The sequence below is a fragment of the Paraburkholderia sediminicola genome (assembly GCF_046027825.1).
Lineage (GTDB): Bacteria > Pseudomonadota > Gammaproteobacteria > Burkholderiales > Burkholderiaceae > Paraburkholderia > Paraburkholderia sediminicola_D.
Genome location: NZ_JAQQDU010000043.1, coordinates 26,219 through 47,453, shown reverse-complemented (window position 1 = coordinate 47,453; position 21,235 = coordinate 26,219). Strand labels below are relative to the sequence as shown.

Below are 21,235 nucleotides of genomic sequence, written 5' to 3'. Positions count from 1 at the left end.
CAGGGGGACGCCCGAGTGCTAGTGCGCGAATCAGGCAGGGCAACAATGCTGATGGTTAACCGTCGTCGGTCATGCTAGGATTTCTCGCAAACAACTCCGGAGACTGCTATGCCGTTCATCTGCGAAAATGTTGAATGTCGCGCCGTGCTGGCCCGCGGGCAGGTCAGATCCATCCAAGAGAACGAAGGGTGGTGCTTCTACTGCCCGGACTGCAAAACGAGGAACGCGTTGAACGATGTCGGCGCGCCGGGCGGTCCTGTCGAGTTGATTCAGCCGGAGAGATCGGGTCTCCCGCATAAAGTGGTTGCAACGGCCCGACCCTTGGAGGACGGCAGGTACGCGGCGCAATTACGCGTACAAAGGGCGCTCGGTATGAAGGGGACTTACGCGGTCGAAGAACATTGGGAACAACTGGGTGTATTCCCCGACCCGCGCGAGGCCGTCGCGCATGCAAAGTCTATTGCGGCAGACTTGCTGGACCGCAAGGCATAGCCCCGAGGGGAGCACTGGATTCAGCCGGGCGTACCGGCTGCGGATGTCTACGGCCAGCCCATGGCCGTGGACATCACTCACGAAGCTTCGGCGGGCGCGAGCTTGATAAATAGTTTGGCTGCTTCATTGCCATGGGACAAAGCACGTAGTGCGAGGGTGAGCGCTAGCTGCGCGTCGTGGGCGACGGCGCTGCGGTCCTGATCGAAGAGCTTGACGGCGTGGCGCATATGCTGCGCCGCCTGATCGTGAAGCTCCGCTGCCGTGGCGTGAAGTTTTGCCGCGTCTGCGCTGTTTGCACCCGAGCCGGTCGACGCAGGCGGCGTACCGGCGCTGTGTGCGCCCGCAACGTGTGCCTGATCGATCGCGTGCAAGGTGTGGCCGTGGGCCATCATCGCCTCGTGTGCAGTGTGGGCATAGTCTTTACCCGCCTCGAAATGCCGCGATGCAGCGCGGTGGTATCGCGCGGCCTGTTCGTGATGTGACGCCGCCGCTTCAAGATGTTCTTTTTTGCTGTGCTTCGTGCTCATACCGGCTCCTGTAAGACTGTGGGACCGACTCCGATGACGACCGATTCGAAGAAGCAGTGGCGGGTCGGAAGCCACAGGCCCCAAATTTACACGCACTTGCGCTATCGATGACGTTTTCGAGTGGCCGTCGATGCTGACAGGGTGTTGTCCGGCGCGATCCCCATCTGCTTAATGGCGGCCTCGGCAACCGTACAGTACCGGCTGACCCAAAGAAACCAGGAGACTCCCGTGGCTTTGCCCTTTCCCACCGACGATCCCTTTCTCACCGGCTACTACGCGCCGCTTCACATGGAGTGCGACGCACCAAATCTGCCGATAACCGGCGAGGTGCCCAAGGCACTGCGCGGCACCCTATACCGTAACGGTCCGAATCCGCAGTTCGCGCCGCGCGGCCCGTACCATTGGTTCTCGGGCGACGGCATGCTGCACGCATTTCACATTGACGAGGGGCGCGTCGCTTACCGCAACCGTTGGGTTCGCACACCCAAATGGATCATGGAAAATGCCGATGGGGAAGGCATGTCCGGGTCGCTGACCCATCGGCACCTGACAGACCCGGCTTTGCTCGAACTCAACTCCACAACGGCCAATACCAATGTCATCTGGCATGGCAACCGTCTGCTGGCACTCGAGGAAGCGCACGCACCGTTTGAAGTGGATCCGTTCTCGCTGGAGCCCCGCGGATACCACCATTTCGAGGGCAAGCTACCGGGCAAGATGACGGCGCATCCTAAATGCGATCCCCTTACCGGCGAGTTGGTCTTTTTCGCTTATGCAGCGCGCGGCCCTTTTACCTGCGATCTGATGCTTCACGTAGCCGATCGCGAGGGGCGCTTGCAGCGTAGTCTGCATCTCGCGGCGCCGTTCCCAAGCATGGTCCACGACTTCGTCGTTACCCGCACACATATTATCTTTCCGATCTTCCCGCTCACCGGTTCAATGGAGCGGGCGCAGAGCGGTCTTCCGCCTTACGCCTGGGAGCCGGACAAAGGGACGCATATCGGCATCTTGCCGCGAAACGGGACAGCGGCGGACGTGCGCTGGTTCGTCGGCGATCCCTGTTATGTCTTCCACGCGATGAATGCATTCGACGACGGCGAGCATATCGTCTGCGACGTGATGAAATACGATGTCGCGCCCTTATTTCCGCGACCCGATGGCACGCCAGTGAGCGACGAGTCACCGCAGGCGCGACTCGTGCGGTGGACCTTCGATCTGACCGGCAATACGACGAGCTTCTCGGAGCGACTGATGGACGCCCGCTCAGGCGAGTTTCCCCGGCTCGACGAACGGTTTGCCATGTCGCGATACAGGCACGGCTATTTCAATTCCGCCCCGGTGACCGAGGGCATCAAGGGTGACGACGCGCGTGGAGGGTTGGCTCACATCGACCTGAGCACCGGCCGTACCGCCGAATGGCTCCCCTCCATAGGCGATTACTGTAGTGAACCGATCTTTGTCGAGCGCCATGCGGATGCACCGGAAGGAGACGGCTGGCTACTCAGCGTTGTCTGGCGTGGCAATGAGAACCGCAGCGATCTAGCGGTATTTGATGCAGCCGACATCGCGGCGGGTCCGATTGCATTGGCACATCTGTCGCATCGCGTGCCTGCCGGTTTTCATGGCAACTGGCGGAACGCTTTGAGTTGAGCGCCGTTCGTCGATGACCGATATGCATGAATTGCTCAAGCTACGTCGACGGGTTGAGCAATCATGCATCGCGCGTCTGCGCAGGTCATACCCATAGCCGATACATCCAGAACGATTCGTCTTCGATAAAACGGTGTGCGAAATCGCTCGGCGAGAAGCCGGTGATGCGCTTCACCGCGCGGCTAAAGTGAGCCTGATCGGCAAAGCCTTCGTCCTGGGCAAGCGCCGCCCAATCGAAAGCTTGTCCTGCGTCGAATTGCTCCCGCGCGGCGAAGAATGCACCTTCTGTTTTCACGAGTGATTGCCACTCACGCAATGATCGCCCGCTGTACGATTTGATACGCCGCTCTACCTGACGCGGACTATGCGTTCGTCGCCATTCGCCGGCCTGCCAGGCCAGCCGCCCGACCCAACGACGGCCGGCCTGGCGCAGCGAGGACATGGCAGAGCCGCGCCCTCGAGTTGCCAGCCAGCGCGGTGCGAGATACTGCTCCAGCGCTGCCAGTGTCGCCGCATCATTATCGGCATTGAGCAACGCCTCATGCAGCGGTCGCCAGGTGTCGCCGAACAGTTCCGGGGCAGAAAGAAAACGATCGTGAACGGTGGATAAATCGACGCCGAGTAATGCCTGGGCGACATCGGGGGTGAAACACACCATGCCCCCACGGCCGCTAGTCGGCGCCCAGCTTGCAGTCGGCCTGGACTGACTGCCCGACAGCGTGAGCGCCGTACCAAACGGCCGCCATATCGGGCCGTCGGTGGCATGTTCCACGAGCCCTGCGTCGAGCCCCTGGTACCAGGAAAGACATACGAGCGGCGACGCTGGGAAATGGGTTATACGCTGCGCGTCACTCAACGCGAAGCCACGCGTATCCCGGCAGATGATTGCCACGACCGCGTCTTGCAAAGCAGACCGTGGGAGATACAGCCGTGAATGAGGACTTTGGCCGTCGTTCAATGCTCGCGGAGCACGTTCAGACCGGGCGGGGCACAGTGGCAGCGTTGCTGTCAGATTAGCGGACATGGCTGAGCAGTATAGGTAAGCGTCGGGTGCCTGTCGATGTCGTTTGCGTTCAAGACAACCCTTTCAGCCGTGCTGACAATGTGGCACATGACGACCCGACCTTCATCCCACTGCCCATTCCATGCCGGCACACAGGCGCCCGTACCGCCGCGCCATCCACCCGGTGTATGGCCGCCCGGGCCACGTGCCGCCCTGACCGGCTGGGGGTTTCTGAGCCGGATGTCGCGCGACTTGCTCGGTACGCTTGCCGAATGGCAACAGGCGTTTGGCGACGTGGTGCATCTGCGTTTCTGGCCGGAGCATGCGGTCGTGGTCGCCGATCCGCAACTCGTGCGCGAGTTACTGGTGACGCACCACGATTCGCTCCGCCGCTGGGAGCGGGCTACGCAAGTATTTGCTCAGGTGCACGGACACAGCGTGTTGACCGCCGAGGGCGGCGCGTGGCGCGACAAGCGGCATGCGCTGCAGCCAAGCTTCACCCCGAAAGCAGTGCAGACTTTTGTTTCGACGATCGCTGCCGAGACTGATAAGGCACTCGCGCAGTGGCCGACTCACGATCCCGACTGGCCGGTCGAAAGCAAGCTGACATCACTCACTATGGACGTCATTGTGCGAATGATGTTTTCGGATGAAATCGGCGAGGACGCACGAGATGCCGAGAAGGCCGTACGCACGATCAGTGAGGCAGCCGACGCCGAATTCTACTGGCCTGCAAGCTGGCCCGACTGGGTGCCATGGAAGCGCAGCAAGAGACGATGCCTGACGGTGTTGAAGGGCTTGATCGATCGCCGTCTTCAGGCCCGCTTGAGCATGCCGGACGATACCTGGCCCGACGACCTGCTGTCCCGTCTTCTGCGATTGCATCGGGACGATGAAGCGACGTGGTCGTTGCAGGCGGTGCGGGACGAGTGCATGACGACGTTCCTGGCCGGGCACGAGACCACTGCTGGGACGCTGATCTGGTGGGCGTGGTGCATGGCTTCGAACCCGGCGGCCCAGGCTGGCGCGCGCGACGAAGTCGAGAGGACGCTGCGCGGCTGCGCGCCGACGACGGAGACCCTGCCAGCGCTGCGCTACCTGACGCAAACCATCGAGGAAACGCTGCGCCTTTACCCCGCTGCACCCGTGCTGATCAGTCGTCGCGCGTCGGGCCCGATCGCCTTGGGTGATTGGCATTTCCCCGCCGGCACGCTGTTCATGCTACCGGTTCAGTTGATGCATCACGACCCACGATGGTTTCCTGAGCCCGCTGCCTTTCAACCCGAGCGTTTTGCCACCGATGCACCGCGAATTCCGCGCGGCGCCTACCTGCCATTCGGCACAGGTCCACGCGTTTGCCTCGGACAACACCTTGCTATGGCTGAAATGACGGTTATCGCTGCAATGATGTTGCAACGCTTTGCGCTGTCAGTCCCGGATGGAATGGCGCATCCCAACCCCGTGATGAACGTCACCCTGCGGGCAGATCAGCCCGTGCGTCTGGCACTCACGTCGACCGTCTCCGAGGTAACCTGATCCAAGGCAGTCGACCAACGCACGCCTATTGGCATCAATCTTGTCCGGCCATGAAGGGCCATTGGCCGCGATGCCTTCGGAGGATCACTCCCGAGCCTTCCGAAGGCGTTCAAGAAATGGCTTAGATGACCACGACAAACTTACCCGCGGCCTCATTACGCTCCATCAATTCATGAGCAATCGGTACCTCGGCGAGGCTGAATATGCGTGAGGGTCGACTTTGATAACAACCGCTTGTGGCCAGCTCGACGATGTTCTGCATTGGCACATCCGATAGCGGAAAGTCTGGAGTACCGAACATGAAGCTTCCGAAAAAACTTAGCTGAACGCCGCTTGGCATCTGGCCGAGCGGATCGAACGCGGCTATTGGCGTGAGGCCGCCCAGAAATCCGGCCAGGCACACGCGGCTGCCACGACGCGTGGCGCGCAGCGAGTCGAGAAGGGTGCTGTTACCGATGAGGTCAAGCACCACGTCGGCCTTACCACCCGGCCATCCCCGCGCCGCGCATAACTCACCGGCGCTTGTCACCACATCTGCGGCTCCCCGCGAGCGCAGCATGGCTTCGCAATCCGGGCGGCGCGTGGTGGCAATGACCGTCGCGCCGAGTTGGGCGCCGATATCGATCGCCGCCAGCCCGAGGCTCGAGGTACCCCCGCGCACGACGAGTCGCTGCCCGGGCTGTACTTCGAGGTTCCGGTGAAGGCACGTCCACGCGACCGCGTAAGCTTCCGGCAGGGTGGCGAGTTCAGCCCAGTCAAGGGCAGTGTCAACGGCCACCACATTGGTGGCGGGTACGACGACGTATTCCGCATAGCTGCCGTCGATCGTTCGCCCCATCCCGCCCATCAGCGCGACGACCGTCTGGCCCTCGCGCAGGATCCCGGTCGCATCCGACACCACAGACCCGACACATTCGATGCCGCTGATTTCCGCCACCTCTCCCCATAGCCCTCGCCGCATGTAGAGCTCGGCGCGGTTCAGACCAAACGCCCGAACGCGAATCAGGACGCAGCCGGGTTGGAGGGCTGGGCGTGGCCTCTCGACGATGTGAAGCACCTCGGGACCACCAAACCTGTTTCTCACGATTGCCTTCATGTCGATCTCCTCATGGGGAGACTGAATGGTAGGATCGATATTCGTCGAAGAAAATTACTATCTTTCGACAAAGACTGAAGGCCATTTCTACAATGAACGAGCCCACGTTTTTACAGTTGCAGTGCTTTGCGGCGCTGGTTGCCGAAGGCAGCTTTGCCGCGGCTGCAGCGCGGTTAAACCGAACGCATCCAACGGTCCATGCGGCGGTGAGGGCGCTTGAAGCGCAAGTGGGAATGGTCTTGCTGGACCGGGCCGGATACCGTGTCACGCTCACCGCGGAAGGCACGGCGTATCACGAACGGGTGATGCAGTTTCTTCGTCAATATGAAAATCTCCGGCGCGAAGCGGCGCAGCTTGCTGCCGGACAGGAGGCCGAGTTACGCGTCGTGGTGGGCGACTTGTGTCCCTTGCCCGAGACGCTCGGCACGCTCAAACGGTTCTTCGAGGCGAGTAGCGGCACGCGCCTGACGCTTCTGTTCGAGGCGATTAGCGGTCCTTGGGAACGGCTGCAGAACGGCGAGTGTGACCTGATCTTCCATCACCTCGACAAACCGTCGCCCGCAATCGAATCGGTTGAACTGTTCGAGGTCAAGCTGGTTCCAGTCGCCGCGCCTGGGTATCTCAAGCAATTGACTGTCGAATCGCTCGCGCCAGCCGACTTGAGACCCTATGTCCAGTGCATCATCCGCGATACGAGCAAGCGACCCTCGGACGCCAACTACTATCTGATCGAGGGCGCCCCAACGTGTACCGTGCCCGACCAGTTGATGAAGCGCGAGTTGATTGTCCAGGGACTCGCGTGGGGACACATGCCCTATCACCTCGTCGCGGGCGACCTCGAGGCAAAGCGGCTTGTATCGCTCGAGGGGCGGCACCTGCAGGGCGCGACACTCAAACACTACGCGGCGCGGCTTCGAGATGCCGCGCACGGTCCCATTGCGCAGCGTCTTTGGAGTGAGTTGCTGGAGCGGGCCGCAGGTTGAACGCGGGCTTGCTATCGGGTTGCGAAAGCGCTGACTATTGGCCGCTGCTCGGGGCCGGAGCTTTGAGCCTATTTCAATCCAGCTAGTCGCCAGTCAACGTCGGCCGGCAAATGGTTACACTAGGACCTCCAGGTCATTCGAACCTAACTTGGCTATGCCTCTGTCAGTTGAGTTGCAGTACTTCATATCACGCTCCGCCTGGTCTGCTAAATTGACACAGGAGGAACTCGCTCGCGTCCAGAAAGATGCCTTTCAACGATCGTATTCTGCTGGCGCCCTGGTCTGTCATCGGGGAGCCCCTGCGGATCATTGGCTTGGCGTGATCGAAGGGTTAGTGAAGGTCGATACGGTCTCTAAAGGGGGGCGGGCCACAACGTTCGCCGGCGTGCCGGCCGGTTCCTGGTTTGGGGAGGGCGCTCTACTAAAAGATGAACCTCGCCCATACTCGGTGGTAGCGCTGCGCGACAGTGAAATCGCGTTCATTCCACGCAGCACAGTTGAGTGGCTGCTTGACAATAGCCATGCGTTCAGTCGATTTGTCATCGATCAACTCAACGCCCGGTGCGGATACTACGTCGGTCTGGTTGGAAACCTCCGTTTGCATAAGGCGTCTGCAAGAGTCGCTTTCTGTCTCGCCGAACTGTTCAATCCGCAACTCTTTAGCGCTACTGATCTGACACTGGGTCTGTCGCAGGAAGAAATTGGACGCCTGTCCGGCCTTTCCAGGCAGAACACCAACCGGGCGCTTCACGAGCTCGAAGATGCGGGGCTTTTGACGATCGAATATGGCTCAGTGCGAATTCTTGACCTGGCCGGGCTTCGGGATTTTGCCCACGCTGAAGATTGATGATGCCGTGGGCGAAAACCGTGCCGCAGTAGTAATTTGGCTATGCGTGAGATAGCTTCGTAATGGCATCCCGGCTGCCAGCCTGCGCTCGAAGTCGGAACTTCTGAATTTTTCCTGTGCCTGTTTTTGGCAAGGTGCCGTACACGATCCTCACAGGACACTTGTAGTGAGCGAGCCGCTCTCGACAGAACGTAATCAGCGCTTGTTCCGAAGGTGCATCGATACCCTGTTTCAATTCGACAAATGCACAAGGCACTTCACCCCACCTGGCATCGGGCTGCGCCACCACTGCCGCGATGAGTACTGCCGGGTGTTGGTGTAATACGTCCTCGACTTCTACCGATGAGATATTTTCGCCACCCGAAATGATGACGTCTTTCGAACGATCCGTGATCTGAATGTATCCGTCCGGGTGCACCAAGGCAATATCGCCCGTGTGGAACCAGCCACCCTCGAAGGCGTTTCGGGTCGCCTCCTCGTTCTTCAGATAGCCTTTCATCATGACATTGCCGCGCAGCAGTATCTCTCCCTCCGTCTTTCCGTCTGCGGGAACCGGCTCAAGCGTGACGGAATTGGCTACCCGCATGGCTTCGAGTCCGGAAGCCCGCTGACCTTGCCGCGCCTTCAGGCGCGCCTGGTCCTCGTTGGCCAGTGCGTGCCAGTTTGCCTGGATGAAGCAACTGACCGGCGTGCCGGACGCTTCGGTGATGCCGTATACGTGCTCAACCTCGAATCCCAGCTCGCTTACGGATTTCAACACGGTTGCCGGGGGCGGTGAACCCGCCGTGCGCACGCGCACGACGCGCGGCAACGGACTCCGCTCGCTGGTGGGCGCGTCGGCCAATGCGGCCAGGACGATTGGCGCCGCACAAAAGTGATCGACACCGTACTCGCGGATGGCTCTAAATATTCCCGCCGCGTTGACCTTGCGCAGACAGACATGGGTGCCACCCGCTGCTGTCACTGCCCAGGCGAAGCACCATCCGTTGGCGTGGAACATGGGGAGGGTCCAGAGATACACCGGCCCGCGCGGCATGCCCCAGTCAATCAACTGGAGCATGCTCATCAGTTGAGCCCCACGGTGACTGAAGACGACCCCTTTCGGGTCGGAGGTCGTGCCGGACGTGTAGTTCAATGCGATGGCGTCCCATTCGTCCGCGGGCCATACGCCTTCGAAGTCTGGATCACTCTCTGCCAGCAATTGCTCATAGTCAAGTTCACCTATTGATGACCCCGGCGGCGCTTCGAGATCGGCAATGTCAATCACGAGCGGCTTATTCGGAACGTGCTCGAGTGCGTCCGCAGCAAGGGCGGCGAACTCACGATCCACAAGAAGAACCTTGCATTCCCCGTGAAGCAGGATGAACCGGATGCCGTCGGCATCCAGCCTGCAATTGATCGTGTTGAGTACGGCTCCGCTCAGCGGCACCCCGAAATGCGCCTCCACCAACGCGGGCGTATTAGGCGCAATGATCGATACGGTGTCGCCGCGCGTGACGCCTCGCCGGACGAGTGCACTGGCCAGCCGGCGGCAGCGGCTGCGCGTCGCCGCCCAGGTCTGGCGCATCGCGCCATGCACGATAGCGATACGCTCTGGAAACAATTCGGCGCATCGATCCAGTGAGTGCAGCGGTGTCAGCGGCACATGGTTGGCTTCGTTTCGATCGAGTCCGCGCTCGTAGATTGGGGTGGGCATGTTATGTCTCCTCGCCGGGATGTGAAAGTGTGTCGGATACAAGCGTTGCCTGGGTGCAACCTCTGAATCGGGGCGCTCAAACCTTGCGGCACCACACCGAATTTAAACGTTGCGCTGATCCGGAACTGTCCTGAACAAGACACTCCTTCTGTTCGTTGAGGACGATGGGTTACCGGATGTCGATTGTCATGTTTGAGACAACACGTCCTTTTCTGCCTCGCTAATCTTGCTCACAAGGCAATGCTGCCGTGCAACGGAGTTGCGCGGATTTGCCGACCTTGGAGACAGATGGAGTGACCGATGAAGAGAAGTGACACACCACCGGCGATGGATGCCGATGCGCTGCGCAAGGCCATCGAATGGGCCATCCTGTCGCGTCGCAGCGTCAGGGCGTTTCTGCCCACGCCGGTTCCTCAAGAAGCGGTGGAATCGATACTGGACATAGCGCGGTTCGCTGCCACGGGCGTCAACATCCAGCCTTGGCGCGTACATGTCGTCACGGGGCGCGCCAAAGACCGCATCTGTGCCGCGATCCAGCGGGTGAATGACGATTCGGCATTAGACGAGACATGCACGGACGAGTGGGACTATTACCCGCGCGAATGGATATCGCCCTACCTTGAAAGAAGACATGCAGTGGGTTGGACGCTTTATGGGCTGCTTGGCATTGAGAAGGGCGACAAGGAACGAATGCAGGCCCAGCACAGCCGCAACTATCAATTCTTTGACGCGCCTGTCGGATTGTTTTTCACGATCGACCGCGTCATGCAGCAGGGAAGCCTGCTCGACTACGGCATGTTCCTGCAGAACATCATGATCCTCGCCCGTGCCCATGGCCTGAGCACATGCCCTCAAGCGGCATTCATGAAGTACCACAAGATCATCGCCGATCAACTTCGATTAGAGGCGAGTGAGAGGTTCGTCGTCGGTATGAGTCTTGGATTTGCGGATACCTCATGCATCGAGAACACCCTCGTCACGGAGAGGGCAGAGGTCGGCGCGTTCACAACGTTCTATCCGGATTAGCGGTGCACATCGGAAGCGAATCGATACGTCAGTTAGCGGCCCGCATACCGAATGCATCCGCGGAGCGTCACATGAAAGGAAAACGGACATGCAGATCAGAGACAACGTATTTGTAGTGACTGGGGCTGGTTCTGGCTTGGGAGCGGCCACAGCGAACATGATCGTCGAGCGGGGCGGCAAGGTGGTTCTGGCGGACGTCAACCCCGACTCGGGTGACGCCATCGCCGCGCAGCTAGGACCCAATGCCCGATTCGTTGCCACCGACGTCACCAGCGAACAGAGCGCCAAGGCAGCTTTTGCAGCAGCCATGGAAATGGGACTCCTCCGGGGACTCGTCAATTGCGCAGGTGTTGCTCCCGCCGAAAAGATCATCGGCCGTGGAGGAATCCACAAGCTGGAGTCGTTCGCTCGAACGATCAATATCAACCTGGTGGGCAGCTTCAACATGATCCGCATGGCGGCGGAGATGATGAGCGCCTGCCCGCAAGAGACCGCCGGCGAGCGTGGCGTCATCATCTGTACAGCGTCGGTGGCCGCGTTTGACGGACAGGTGGGGCAGGTAGCCTACGCCGCTTCCAAGGGCGGTGTTGTCGCGATGACGTTGCCACTCGCGCGGGAACTCTCCCGCTACGGCATCCGGGTCATGACCATTGCGCCAGGCATCATGGAAACCCCAATGCTGCTCGGCATGCCCGCTGAAGTCCAGGAGGCGCTGGGCAAAACCGTGCCGTTTCCAGCCCGAATGGGCAAGCCAGCAGAGTACGCCGCTCTGGTGGAACACATCCTCGCAAACGAATACCTGAACGGCGAAGTCATCCGCCTCGACGGCGCCATCCGTATGGCCGCCAAATGAACCACATCCCTCTTTCCAGTGAGTAAGCCATGTCCAAAGATCCCGTCGTTATTGTTTCTGTCGCACGTACCCCTATTGGCAGCTTCCAGGGGGGTCTCTCCAGTTGTACGGCGCCACAGCTCGGCGCCGTCGCCGTAAAGGCCGCTATCCAGCGCGCCGGCATTGGCGTCGACAAGGTGCAGGAGGTCATTCTGGGTTGTGTGCTGCCCGCCGGCCTCGGCCAGGCCCCGGCGCGTCAGGTGGCAATCACCGCCGGCTTGCCTCTGTCGGTAGGCTGCACCACGGTCAACAAGGTGTGCGGTTCCGGCATGAAAACTGCCATGCTGGCCCACGATCTACTGATGGCCGACAGCAACGAGGTCATTGTCGCGGGCGGCATGGAGTCCATGACTAACGCGCCGTACTTCATTCCAAAGGCACGAGGGGGCTTCCGCCTTGGTCACGGACAGATCCTCGACCATATGTCCTTCGACGGCCTGGAAGACGCTTATTTCGATAAGGGCCGTGCCATGGGGACATTCGCTGAAGAGTGCGCCGAGTCCTACGGTTTCTCGCGAGAGGATCAGGATGCCTACGCAATCGAATCCACCACCCGCGCCCAGGCTGCGATTCGGTCCGGTGCCTTTGCATGGGAAGTCGCTCCTGTGATGACCTCCGGCAGAAAGGGCGAAGTCCTGGTGGAGCACGACGAGCAGCCGTCCAGAGCTAAACTGGACAAGATCAAAAGCCTGAAACCCGCTTTCAAGACCGATGGCACGGTTACCGCCGCTAACTCCAGTTCGATTTCCGACGGTGCTGCCGCTTTGGTGCTGATGCGCCTTTCAAGTGCCGACAGATTGGGGATCAAGCCGCTAGCCGTTATCGTCGGGCACGCCACCCACTCTCAAGAGCCGAGGCTGTTTACCACCGCTCCCGCGGTCGCGATGGAGAAACTCCTGTCGAGGATCGGATGGACGACGTCCAGCGTAGATTTGTGGGAAATCAACGAGGCATTCGCGGTCGCCGTCATGGCCGCTATGCGGGACATGGCGCTCGATCACGGCAAGGTCAACATACACGGCGGCGCCTGTGCCCTCGGTCACCCCATCGGCGCTTCCGGAGCGCGCATTCTGGTCACCTTGCTTGCGGCCCTCAGATTAACGGGAGGAAGGCGCGGCATTGCCAGCCTTTGCATCGGCGGTGGCGAAGCCACTGCCATGGCTATCGAGATGATTTAACGTAAGTGGCGGTGGACGGCAAAGTCCGTTCCCCCGCGCGCTGACTCTCCAATTTCGGTGGCCGACACAGCGGACGACATGCCAGATGCCACTCATTCTTCTCGTTGCCAGCGGGCTTCGGGAAGAAGGATGCTCGCTATGGTTTCACCGCGTATCGCACTAGTTCCGCTGATGTTGTCGCGGGTGCGCCCTTTCCGGCCATGCGGCCTTGAAACTCCTCGCGGACAACGCGCTTGACGGTCGGGGCATACCACAGTGTCTCCTCCAGCGGTCCACCCCCAACGCCAGATTGCGGCGACCAGACTCCGGTCATTCTGATCCTGATCGCGGAGAATGAGCCTGCCTTTGTCTTGATCTCCTCCACACCTTGCACTTCGCACTGGGCTCGCCGCAGCACAGTCGTGCCCGCTTCGCCGGAGGCCTGGCAGTCCGCCTCATAGCGCGTTCCGGCTCGCAGCGGAAAACGAAGCGCGATACCGCAGGCGTGCTGGGCGGCCTCGTTGGGAATCACGTTTGCTTCAGAGGTCAGTTCGACGCGCCCGCCTCCGGGCCCTATCAGAAGAGAGGCACTCCCATCGGCACGGACGGACGTCACGGTTTGCGTGATGGTTTTGCTTTTCCCGGATAGCAGGTCTGACCACAGATAGGTCCAGGTGTCTCCGGTCCTGTAGTGCGGCGCATCCTGAGGCAGAAGGATGGACTCTGCGTCGGCCGCGGAACTGGTCGAAGCGTTAAACCCCGCCGCCAGCAGGCACGCGGCCGCCCAGGAGCCGATATGCATGGACAAGCGCTTGCTTTCGATTGCTTTCATGTCTACCCCTCCTGTTGGTGGACCCTGATTCATTCGTTATGCATAACGACATGCCAGGACAACGCGAAATAGTACCTCTTGCGCGCGAGGGCGAGGGAAGACTGCAATCCACGTCCGCATGCAAAGTCGCGGTGCGGCTTGTAAAGGCGCAACGAGTTGCATAGGGTCATACGTGGGTCATCCATCACGAATTTGAAATCTGGCTGGCCGACCATTCACATGAATGGTCACTACTTTCTGGAGAGCATCAGTCATGGTCGAGAAAAAACGAATTCGTGCAGCGCTCCTCGCCGCAGCGCTTCTTGCCGCAGCAATCGCCACGATTGCGCCGGCGTGTCAGGCGGAAAACTCCACCGACTGGCTGGCGAACACCTATGGCACCCTGGCCGCCCATGTGGGTAACACGGCGCGTTCCATGTGGATCGCGCCCGAGGGTGTCATCTATACGGCATCCATGTGGGACGAGTACGAGGGTGGCGTCGCTATCTACCAGGCCGGCAAGAGCCTCGGCTCGATCGGCGCGCACGGCGAGTTTCAGGGCAGCGCGATCACGGGTAATGCGACGTCGGTCTTCGTCGCACTGCAGCCCGGTGGGACGTACGGAAGCGGTGCGGTGGGACGATACAACCGCACCACCAAGGCTCGCGATCTTTTGATTCAGGTCAGTGCGTTTAACAACCTGCCTCGGGTCGACGTGGTCACCGGACTTGCCACGGCGGGCTTGCTCCTCTATGCGAGCGACTTCTATGGCAATCGCGTCCGGATCTTCACGACCGGCGGAGTCTGGAAGCAGGACATCAACGTCTCGGGCCCGGGCGCTCTCGCACTGGATGGCGCAGGCAACGTCTGGGTCGCGCAGAAGAGTGAGGGCGCGATCGTCGGGTTCAGTCCTACCGGCGCCCTGTTGAACACCATCCGGATGCCCAGCGGGTCGCAGCCATCAGCGCTCTATTTCGATGCGTCGTCGGGGCAACTCATGGTCGGGGACGAGGGCCCCGACATGAACATCAAGCGCTACACGCTCTCGGGCACGCCGACGCTCGCCGGTACATTCGGCATTCAGGGCGGTTATCTCGACACCACGACGGGAATCAAAGGTCAGGTTGGCGACAAGCGCTTCACCCGCGTCGCAGGCATCGGCAAGGACACCGCAGGCAACCTCTATGTGCTCAACAACCCGTGGGGCGGAAGCTGGGACCTCGGTCGCAACGGCGGTACCGACATTCACTCCTACAGCAGTTCGGGTCACCTGCAATGGAAGCTTCAGTCTCTCAACTTTGAGGGGATCGCCGCTGCGGACCCGGGTACCGACGGCGTCTACTTCTATGGAGGCACCAACATCTACACCGGCACCGCTGGGGGAACCTTCGTAGCGAACACTGTCGATCCGTTCACCTACCCGTCGGACCCGCGCATCAACATGAACGATCGCGCACGAGATGAACACTTCGGTCAACTGGCCACCGTCGGTGCCAACCGGATCCTCGTGGCGACCAGCCAGAATCCCGATACCTTCTACTTCTTCCACTTCAATGCTGCAAATGGCTACATCGCCATACCGGACGCCACGCTTCCCGGTACGGCGTTCAATACGACCGCATTGGTCAGGGACGGATTCTGCATCGACAGCAAGGGGGGCGTGTGGGCCGGCCTCGACAAGACCGGTTACATCTACCACTACCCGCTGAACGGCTTCGACGCCAGCGGCAAGCCAAGCTGGGGACCCGGTATCCCCATCCGCATTCCCGAGAGCATCAAGCCGTTGACGCGCATCGTCTACCTCGCGGACAGCGACACCATGATTCTCGGACAGGGCATTGTCGGGAGTACGGACTGGACGTCGATCGGCACACGGATCGAGGTGTATCACGGCTGGAGCGCGGGCAACACCACGGCGCCCAATCCGGTGATCAACCTCACCCACGCCGGCGCCAGGTCGATTGACGCGGCCGGGAGCTATCTCTTCGTCGGCTACTGGTTCGGCACCGGGCAAGCCTTGCCGAACATCGACGCCTTCAATCTCGCTACAGGCAACCTCGACGCCACGCTGGTCAACACCAGCACCGGTACCGTGGACGCCAGCAGCGCCATCGATTCGATGTACGGCATCAGGGCATACCTTCGATCGACGGGCGAGTACGTGGTCACGAAGAACAACGTCAAGGGTTCCAGCATCACCGTTTATCGCTGGACGCCCTGATTGTGCGTTTCGTCCGTGGGAGACGCTTGGGCGGATTCGCAGTTGTGCTCTACAGACCACAGATTGCGAATCCTGGTCATACCTCGTTTCACCGGCTCACGCTGCGGCCGGATCGCTGATCAGATCGCTGCCGTTCTCTAACCGCCCTGCGAAGCGGCGTAAGAATGCAGATTGCACATCGACCGTGACACTGAAGTCGTACCAGTTGCCGCTTTCCACGACAGACCAGTTCGTGTCCGCGACACCGCCCGCTTTTACCGTGAACGTCCAAGGTCCGTCCTTGCGATATGCATTCGACGCCACCGTGAACGTGCACGGACCGCTGCCGCTATTCATCAGCGTCAGGTGGACGGCGCTGTTTGCGACGTCATAGCCCACGCGAATCTCGGGATTCGCCACAGATGCGGCCGCTGTCGCGGTCACCTCGCCGCGGAACAATCTGAGAAAGCCATTCGCGCCGCGCAGCGCCAGCGCGTACCGGCTTCCCGTCAACGTCGAACCGCGCCATGAATCCGTTAACTGCTTGCCAGGATCGACCGCGTAGCGGCGCGGCGGATTCGCAGGTGTCGCGAGATCATAAGCGGAGAACGCCGCGCCTTGCGCACCGCTGTTTGCGATGGTCATCCAGAACGTGGCGCCAGCCGGATCGACCCGTCCGCTCGCGTGGAATTCGTACGGCAGCGCGCGCGAAGGTCGTGTGCCGGGCTCCTGCTTCGGCATGGACTGCGTGGCCGGAACGGTCGGCGCCGGCAATGAACCGCACTGCTGATCGGCGGCCGCGACGTAGCCGCTTGTATCCGGCAAGCTCGGCCAGTCAGCGTCGGCACGCCGGAAGTTGAACGCCGACGTCAGGTCGCCGCAGACCGAGCGACGCCATGCGCTGATGTTCGGACAGTGCACGCCGAAACGTTTCTCGATGAGCTGGATAATCGATGTGTGATCGAAAACCTGCGAACACACATAACCGCCCTTGCTCCACGGGGAGATCACCGTCATCGGCACGCGAAACCCCAGGCCGATGGGCTGGCCACCAGAGACTTCGCCTGTCGTCGTCATCGTCGTCAGTCCTTGAGCGGAGGAAGCGGGTGGCGCTGGTGGCGGAGCGTGATCGAAAAAGCCGCCCTGTTCGTCATAGTTCAACAGGAACACCGTTTTCGACCAGACGTCCGGCCTCGCGACCAGACCTGCCAGCAGTCGCGCTGTCATGTCTTCCCCGTCGGCCGGATGGTAGTTCGGGTGCTCGGACAATGGCGTCGGCGCGATGACCCAGGACACCTGCGGCAAGCTTCCCGCCGCAATATCCGTGGCGAATGCCTGCGCGATATCCGGTACGGTCGCCAGCCCTTTCCTGTGCAACGCGCTGCCCACTGGCGCGGCCTTGAAATTCTGAAACCAGGCAAGCGCGTTGTCGTCGAAGTTGTCGGCCTGCTGATAAACCTTCCAACTGATACCCGCGGCTTCCAGCGTTTCGGCGAAAGTCGGCCAGCTAAATCCCGGCGCTGGTTCAAGGTTGCCCAAGGTCGGCGACTGGCCCACGGACAGCCCGTTGCTCCCGCTGAAAACGTGCAGACGGTTCGAATTAGTCTGCGTCATCACCGACGCGTAGTACTGGTCGCAGATCGTGAACGCGTCAGCCAGCGCGTAATAGAAGTTCAGGTCGCTACGCGTGAAGTAACCCATGCCGAGACGCGGCGGGCGCGCCGTATTCCATGCGTTATAGAGACCTTGATTCCAGATTGCTATGTCGATCGCATAGTTCATCGCGGGGGCGTCCACGCACATCGCGCTGGTGGTCGTCGAATCGATGCGGAACGGGAGAATGTAGCCGGCCGGATTGCCTGGGTATGGCTGTTTCCAGACCGGGGCGCCGTTTGGCAGCGTAATCGCCATGCGGTCGTTGAAGCCGCGCACGCCGCGCAGGGTGCCGTAGTAGTGGTCGAACGAGCGGTTTTCCTGCATGAAAATGACGATATGCTGGATATCGTCGATCGTGCCCGTCACGTTCGCTGCGGGCGTGGCGAGCGCGTCGCGGATCACCCCCGGCAAGATCGATGCGGCTGCCGACGCTGCGACCGAGCGGGCCGCGAGGTGCAGGAACTGACGTCTCTGGTTCGAAATTTTCATCGTGTCACCCTGGAGAATACAGAGCGCGCGTACGTGTCCGGTACAGCGCGCGGCGCGTTCATCGGGAGCTTCTTCGGTTGTTGGTCTCGGGCGCGCAGTGCAGCCTCGATGCGGAGGACGTCGAAGCGGCGTCCCTATTGGAAGCTGGTTGACTTGCCGTGCCCGTTTATTGACTACATTGCGTCATTCTAAGAGCGACTTGTGCGTTAGACCAGACGAGACAGCGAGCCAGCCGTGTCGCGTTGGACTCGGTCGCCCCCGCGCAGCGATTTGATGTCAGAGGACATTCAAAAGCATTGCGTGGGCGACAAAGCCATGACACGGGTCAGCTCGGTTCAGAGGTTGCGCCGCCACCTCCGAGCAGCGCCTCCGTCACGTCCTCGGAAAACCGTTTGGGCTGACCGTCGATGAGTAGCCGTTCCGGGTTTGACGGATCCCGCTCTACCTTGGGAAGTCCGTGAGCCACGAGCGCGCGAGCACAACCGATCCAGTCGGGGTTCACTGGCCCTGTTGGCTCGTTGACAGAGGCCCAGGACAGTGTGCCGAGCACGTCGTCTCCGAAGCCTTGCGTCTCACGCCAGCTAGCGCCGTGAGAGAGCAGGAAAGCCGTCAGCTCCGCGTCGCCACGAAAGACGGCGTGGTTCAGCGCTGTCGCGTCCCAGTCACCTCCACGCGCGGCGATGGGCCAGCCGAGTTCGACCATGGCCTTGACCGCCGCGCTGGATCCCCATGCCGCGGCATCCGGAAGTAGCCGAAGCCGGTCCTCCGGCAATGAGCCGGGCAGCTCCGGATGTTGTGCCTGGATGCGGCGCGCCTCGGTCGCGTCAGCGCGGGCACAGGCGGCCACGAAGTCATCCTCCGCGGTGAGATTCTCCTCTGCCCCGTAGGCGCGCAAGAGCTCCACGACTTCCGTTAGACCGACCTGCGTCGCCAGGCGCCAGGCACTGATGCCGGCGGGCGTTCGCGCCTTGGGATCGGCACCGGCAGCAAGCAGTGCGGCAATATGGCCGGACGATCTGCGCACGGCGATCGCACGCAGAAGCGGAGGACCCCAGACTTTCGTGGGTCCTTCTCCGGCCGGTTCGTTAGCGTCGCCGCCATGAGCCAGCAGGAGTTCGAGCGCGGCCGGGTCCGGCATGTCAAGCGCTCGCCGCAACGCATTCGTGCCGGTCACGCGCGCGCCGTTCTGGAGCAGCAGGCGCGTGCAGTCCGGGTTCTCCAGCGAGTGATAGAGCGATTCACCGTCATTGGGGTCGGCGCCGGCCTGCAGGAGCATCTCCGTGAGAGCCGGATCGCGGAGCACGCCAGCCGCACCATAAAGAGCGGAGAGTGGACCCATCTCATCGGGGGTGGCGAGAGATGCCGGTGGAAACCGGTTGCCGATAAATTGGTTGGGATTGGCCCCGGCCTGCAGAAGATACCGCGCGCACTCGCGTAGCTGTACGGCGAACTCCGGCAGCAGTCCCAGGTGTGAGTGTGTCACTGCGACGAGTGACGGGAGCTTCAGCGGTCCCCCCGCACGGTTGATCCAATCCGGATCGGCTGCGATGGTCCGGGACACCACGTCGAGATGCCCCGCTGCGCAGGCGACGTAAGGGTCGGTGGCGAGAAGCTCGGGGTATTGCTGCAGGAGCTGAGCTGCAACACGTGGCCGTGCCGCGTCATAGGTGCCGGTGGCGTCGCCGCCATAGACGAGGCCAAGCCAGCGGCGTACCCGAACCGCCTGTTCGTGATCGGCGAAGGCGCTTGTTTCGACATGCAGGGCGAGATCCGCCCAGGAAGAAAAGCCATACTCGCGTGCGATGCAGGACTGCGCATCGTGCAGGCGAAGTTGAAACGCTATCACTTCACTATCCGTGCGGTGCGCGGCGGCGGGAAGATTCTGGGCGAAGCGTGCGATCGCGGCTGCGTTGCCGTTGCGGTAGAGACGCAACAACTCCTTTGCCTGCTTCTTCAGATGGTCAAGATTGGCCTTGGGAGGCAGCTTGTTCATGGCGGATCCTCGTGCATTTAATGGCCGAAGGTCCGCAATACTGCCAGCACAAAGGATGGTGAGATTTGTGACGCGCTGCTACAGGTGGGTTCAACCCTTTCCGCGGACCCGGAAGCGGCCTGCACCGCTACTCGGGATGCTATGCGATGGCATGCAGCGCCGTCAACCCGGTTTCGCGCAATTCAAGGTCGTTCTGGAGCCATCGCGTCTTCTGTATATCCCGATTGCAAGGCCAATGATAATCACCGTGATCGAGACCAACTCGACGGGATGTATCTGCTCGCCGATCAGCAGAATGGATGTGACGATGCCAAAGACTGGAATCATGAGGGACAAGGGTGCGACCGTCGAAACCGGGTAGAGCTTCATCAGTGAGTTCCAACCCCAGTACGCAAAGTGAGTCGCGAGGTAGGCCTGAAACACCAGCGAGAACAACGCGACGCCATCCATGTTTCGCCAACTCATCAGGAATGGATGCGCTCCTTCCAGCCACCACGTGCCGAGCAGTAAAGGAATCGGCGGAAAGAGGCTGGCCCACACCATAAAGGAGAAGATCTCCTTCACTCCGGACTTCTTGATAATCACGTTACCAACACTCCACGCGACTGCGCTCAGAACGATCAACGCGATACCAAAGATCTGGTGTGCGCCTTTCTGAGCCAGGAAGATCCCGGCTAGCCCAAACAGAACCGCGATCGCGCCAATCCATTGCGCAGGACGTAACGTCTCGCGAAACAGAAATGCTCCCCAAAACATCGTGAAGAATGCGCTGAGCTGGATGATCAGCGACGCGATACCCGGCGCAACACCCGCCGCGATTCCGTAATTAATCGCGCCCCACATGCCGACGCCAAAAATCAACCCGTACGCCGCGACGTAGCCGAAATGGACCGATGGTCTGCGGATGAAAAACACCAACGGAATGGCGGCCAGAGCGAAACGGACGCCGGTCAGCACAAACGGGTCCACCGAATCCAAACCGAGCTTGGTGATCGGAAAATTGATGCCCCATACAAACGTGACTAATAACGCCAGGGCGAGATGCTTCTTCTCCATGCTTTCTCCAGGTAACGACATGCTTTAACGGGCGTTTTATTTAACGCTCATGGGTTACATCGTAGAGGCGACGGAGTCGGCCCGCCTTCGGTATCGGGTCATTGGATGTCGAATTCGGGCCGTGC

Annotated in this window: 17 protein-coding genes; 9 read left to right on the top strand and 8 right to left on the bottom strand. The window is 60.9% G+C overall.

Annotation, left to right across the window (positions count from 1 at the left end):
* Positions 1-108 precede the first annotated feature (108 nt).
* On the top strand, positions 109-492 hold the full coding sequence (locus PQQ96_RS22875) for a hypothetical protein (RefSeq protein ID WP_408296920.1): 384 nt from the start codon (positions 109-111) through the stop codon (positions 490-492).
* A gap of 77 nt (positions 493-569) precedes the next feature.
* Here PQQ96_RS22875 and PQQ96_RS22870 read toward each other — a convergent pair whose 3' ends face one another.
* A complete protein-coding gene (locus tag PQQ96_RS22870; RefSeq protein ID WP_408296919.1) occupies positions 570-1,019 on the bottom strand; it encodes a hypothetical protein in 450 nt (149 codons plus the stop codon).
* A 228-nt stretch (positions 1,020-1,247) separates the two neighbouring features.
* Between PQQ96_RS22870 and PQQ96_RS22865 the strand changes: the two genes are divergently transcribed.
* Positions 1,248-2,669 carry a carotenoid oxygenase family protein gene (locus PQQ96_RS22865; protein WP_408296917.1) on the top strand — a complete coding sequence of 474 codons (1,422 nt, stop codon included), beginning with the start codon at positions 1,248-1,250 and terminating at the stop codon, positions 2,667-2,669.
* An 85-nt stretch (positions 2,670-2,754) separates the two neighbouring features.
* Here the strand turns inward: PQQ96_RS22865 and PQQ96_RS22860 are convergent, their stop codons facing one another.
* A complete protein-coding gene (locus PQQ96_RS22860) occupies positions 2,755-3,693 on the bottom strand; it encodes a helix-turn-helix domain-containing protein (RefSeq protein ID WP_408296915.1) in 939 nt (312 codons plus the stop codon).
* 87 nt (positions 3,694-3,780) lie between these two features.
* Here PQQ96_RS22860 and PQQ96_RS22855 point away from each other — a divergent pair, with 87 nt between their 5' ends.
* The gene (locus PQQ96_RS22855; protein WP_408296913.1) at positions 3,781-5,208 is read left to right on the top strand and encodes a cytochrome P450; all 1,428 of its coding nucleotides are present in this window, start codon (positions 3,781-3,783) and stop codon (positions 5,206-5,208) included.
* A 121-nt stretch (positions 5,209-5,329) separates the two neighbouring features.
* Here the strand turns inward: PQQ96_RS22855 and PQQ96_RS22850 are convergent, their stop codons facing one another.
* On the bottom strand, positions 5,330-6,304 hold the full coding sequence (locus tag PQQ96_RS22850) for a zinc-binding dehydrogenase (protein WP_408296911.1): 975 nt from the start codon (positions 6,302-6,304) through the stop codon (positions 5,330-5,332).
* A 92-nt stretch (positions 6,305-6,396) separates the two neighbouring features.
* On the opposite strand from PQQ96_RS22850, the gene PQQ96_RS22845 reads away from it, so the two are divergent.
* Both PQQ96_RS22845 and PQQ96_RS22840 read left to right on the top strand, forming a co-directional pair.
* On the top strand, positions 6,397-7,287 hold the full coding sequence (locus tag PQQ96_RS22845) for a LysR family transcriptional regulator (protein WP_408296909.1): 891 nt from the start codon (positions 6,397-6,399) through the stop codon (positions 7,285-7,287).
* 154 nt (positions 7,288-7,441) lie between these two features.
* Entirely contained in the window at positions 7,442-8,134 is a 693-nt protein-coding gene (locus tag PQQ96_RS22840) for a Crp/Fnr family transcriptional regulator (protein WP_408296962.1), read from the top strand.
* Between the two features lie 40 nt (positions 8,135-8,174).
* Here the strand turns inward: PQQ96_RS22840 and PQQ96_RS22835 are convergent, their stop codons facing one another.
* Positions 8,175-9,830 (bottom strand): AMP-binding protein, encoded by a 1,656-nt coding sequence (locus tag PQQ96_RS22835; protein WP_408296907.1) that lies wholly within the window; start codon positions 9,828-9,830, stop codon positions 8,175-8,177.
* 300 nt (positions 9,831-10,130) lie between these two features.
* Here PQQ96_RS22835 and PQQ96_RS22830 point away from each other — a divergent pair, with 300 nt between their 5' ends.
* The 3 genes from PQQ96_RS22830 to PQQ96_RS22820 all read left to right on the top strand — a co-directional run bounded on the left by PQQ96_RS22830 (position 10,131) and on the right by PQQ96_RS22820 (position 12,926).
* Positions 10,131-10,856 carry a nitroreductase gene (locus tag PQQ96_RS22830; protein ID WP_408296905.1) on the top strand — a complete coding sequence of 242 codons (726 nt, stop codon included), beginning with the start codon at positions 10,131-10,133 and terminating at the stop codon, positions 10,854-10,856.
* 88 nt (positions 10,857-10,944) lie between these two features.
* The gene (locus PQQ96_RS22825; protein WP_408296903.1) at positions 10,945-11,709 is read left to right on the top strand and encodes an SDR family NAD(P)-dependent oxidoreductase; all 765 of its coding nucleotides are present in this window, start codon (positions 10,945-10,947) and stop codon (positions 11,707-11,709) included.
* Between the two features lie 29 nt (positions 11,710-11,738).
* Positions 11,739-12,926 carry an acetyl-CoA C-acyltransferase gene (locus PQQ96_RS22820; protein WP_408296901.1) on the top strand — a complete coding sequence of 396 codons (1,188 nt, stop codon included), beginning with the start codon at positions 11,739-11,741 and terminating at the stop codon, positions 12,924-12,926.
* A gap of 136 nt (positions 12,927-13,062) precedes the next feature.
* Here the strand turns inward: PQQ96_RS22820 and PQQ96_RS22815 are convergent, their stop codons facing one another.
* A complete protein-coding gene (locus PQQ96_RS22815; RefSeq protein ID WP_408296899.1) occupies positions 13,063-13,737 on the bottom strand; it encodes a hypothetical protein in 675 nt (224 codons plus the stop codon).
* Positions 13,738-13,990: 253 nt separating this feature from the next.
* Between PQQ96_RS22815 and PQQ96_RS22810 the strand changes: the two genes are divergently transcribed.
* Positions 13,991-15,937: an SMP-30/gluconolactonase/LRE family protein gene (locus PQQ96_RS22810; protein ID WP_408296897.1), complete on the top strand. Its 1,947-nt coding sequence runs from the start codon at positions 13,991-13,993 to the stop codon at positions 15,935-15,937.
* Positions 15,938-16,033: 96 nt separating this feature from the next.
* Here the strand turns inward: PQQ96_RS22810 and PQQ96_RS22805 are convergent, their stop codons facing one another.
* The 3 genes from PQQ96_RS22805 to PQQ96_RS22795 form a co-directional block, all read right to left on the bottom strand.
* Positions 16,034-18,061: a phosphocholine-specific phospholipase C gene (locus tag PQQ96_RS22805; RefSeq protein WP_408296895.1), complete on the bottom strand. Its 2,028-nt coding sequence runs from the start codon at positions 18,059-18,061 to the stop codon at positions 16,034-16,036.
* 325 nt (positions 18,062-18,386) lie between these two features.
* Entirely contained in the window at positions 18,387-20,054 is a 1,668-nt protein-coding gene (locus PQQ96_RS22800; protein WP_408296893.1) for an ankyrin repeat domain-containing protein, read from the bottom strand.
* Positions 20,055-20,216: 162 nt separating this feature from the next.
* Positions 20,217-21,110: an EamA family transporter gene (locus tag PQQ96_RS22795; RefSeq protein WP_408296891.1), complete on the bottom strand. Its 894-nt coding sequence runs from the start codon at positions 21,108-21,110 to the stop codon at positions 20,217-20,219.
* Between the last annotated feature and the right edge of the window lie 125 nt (positions 21,111-21,235).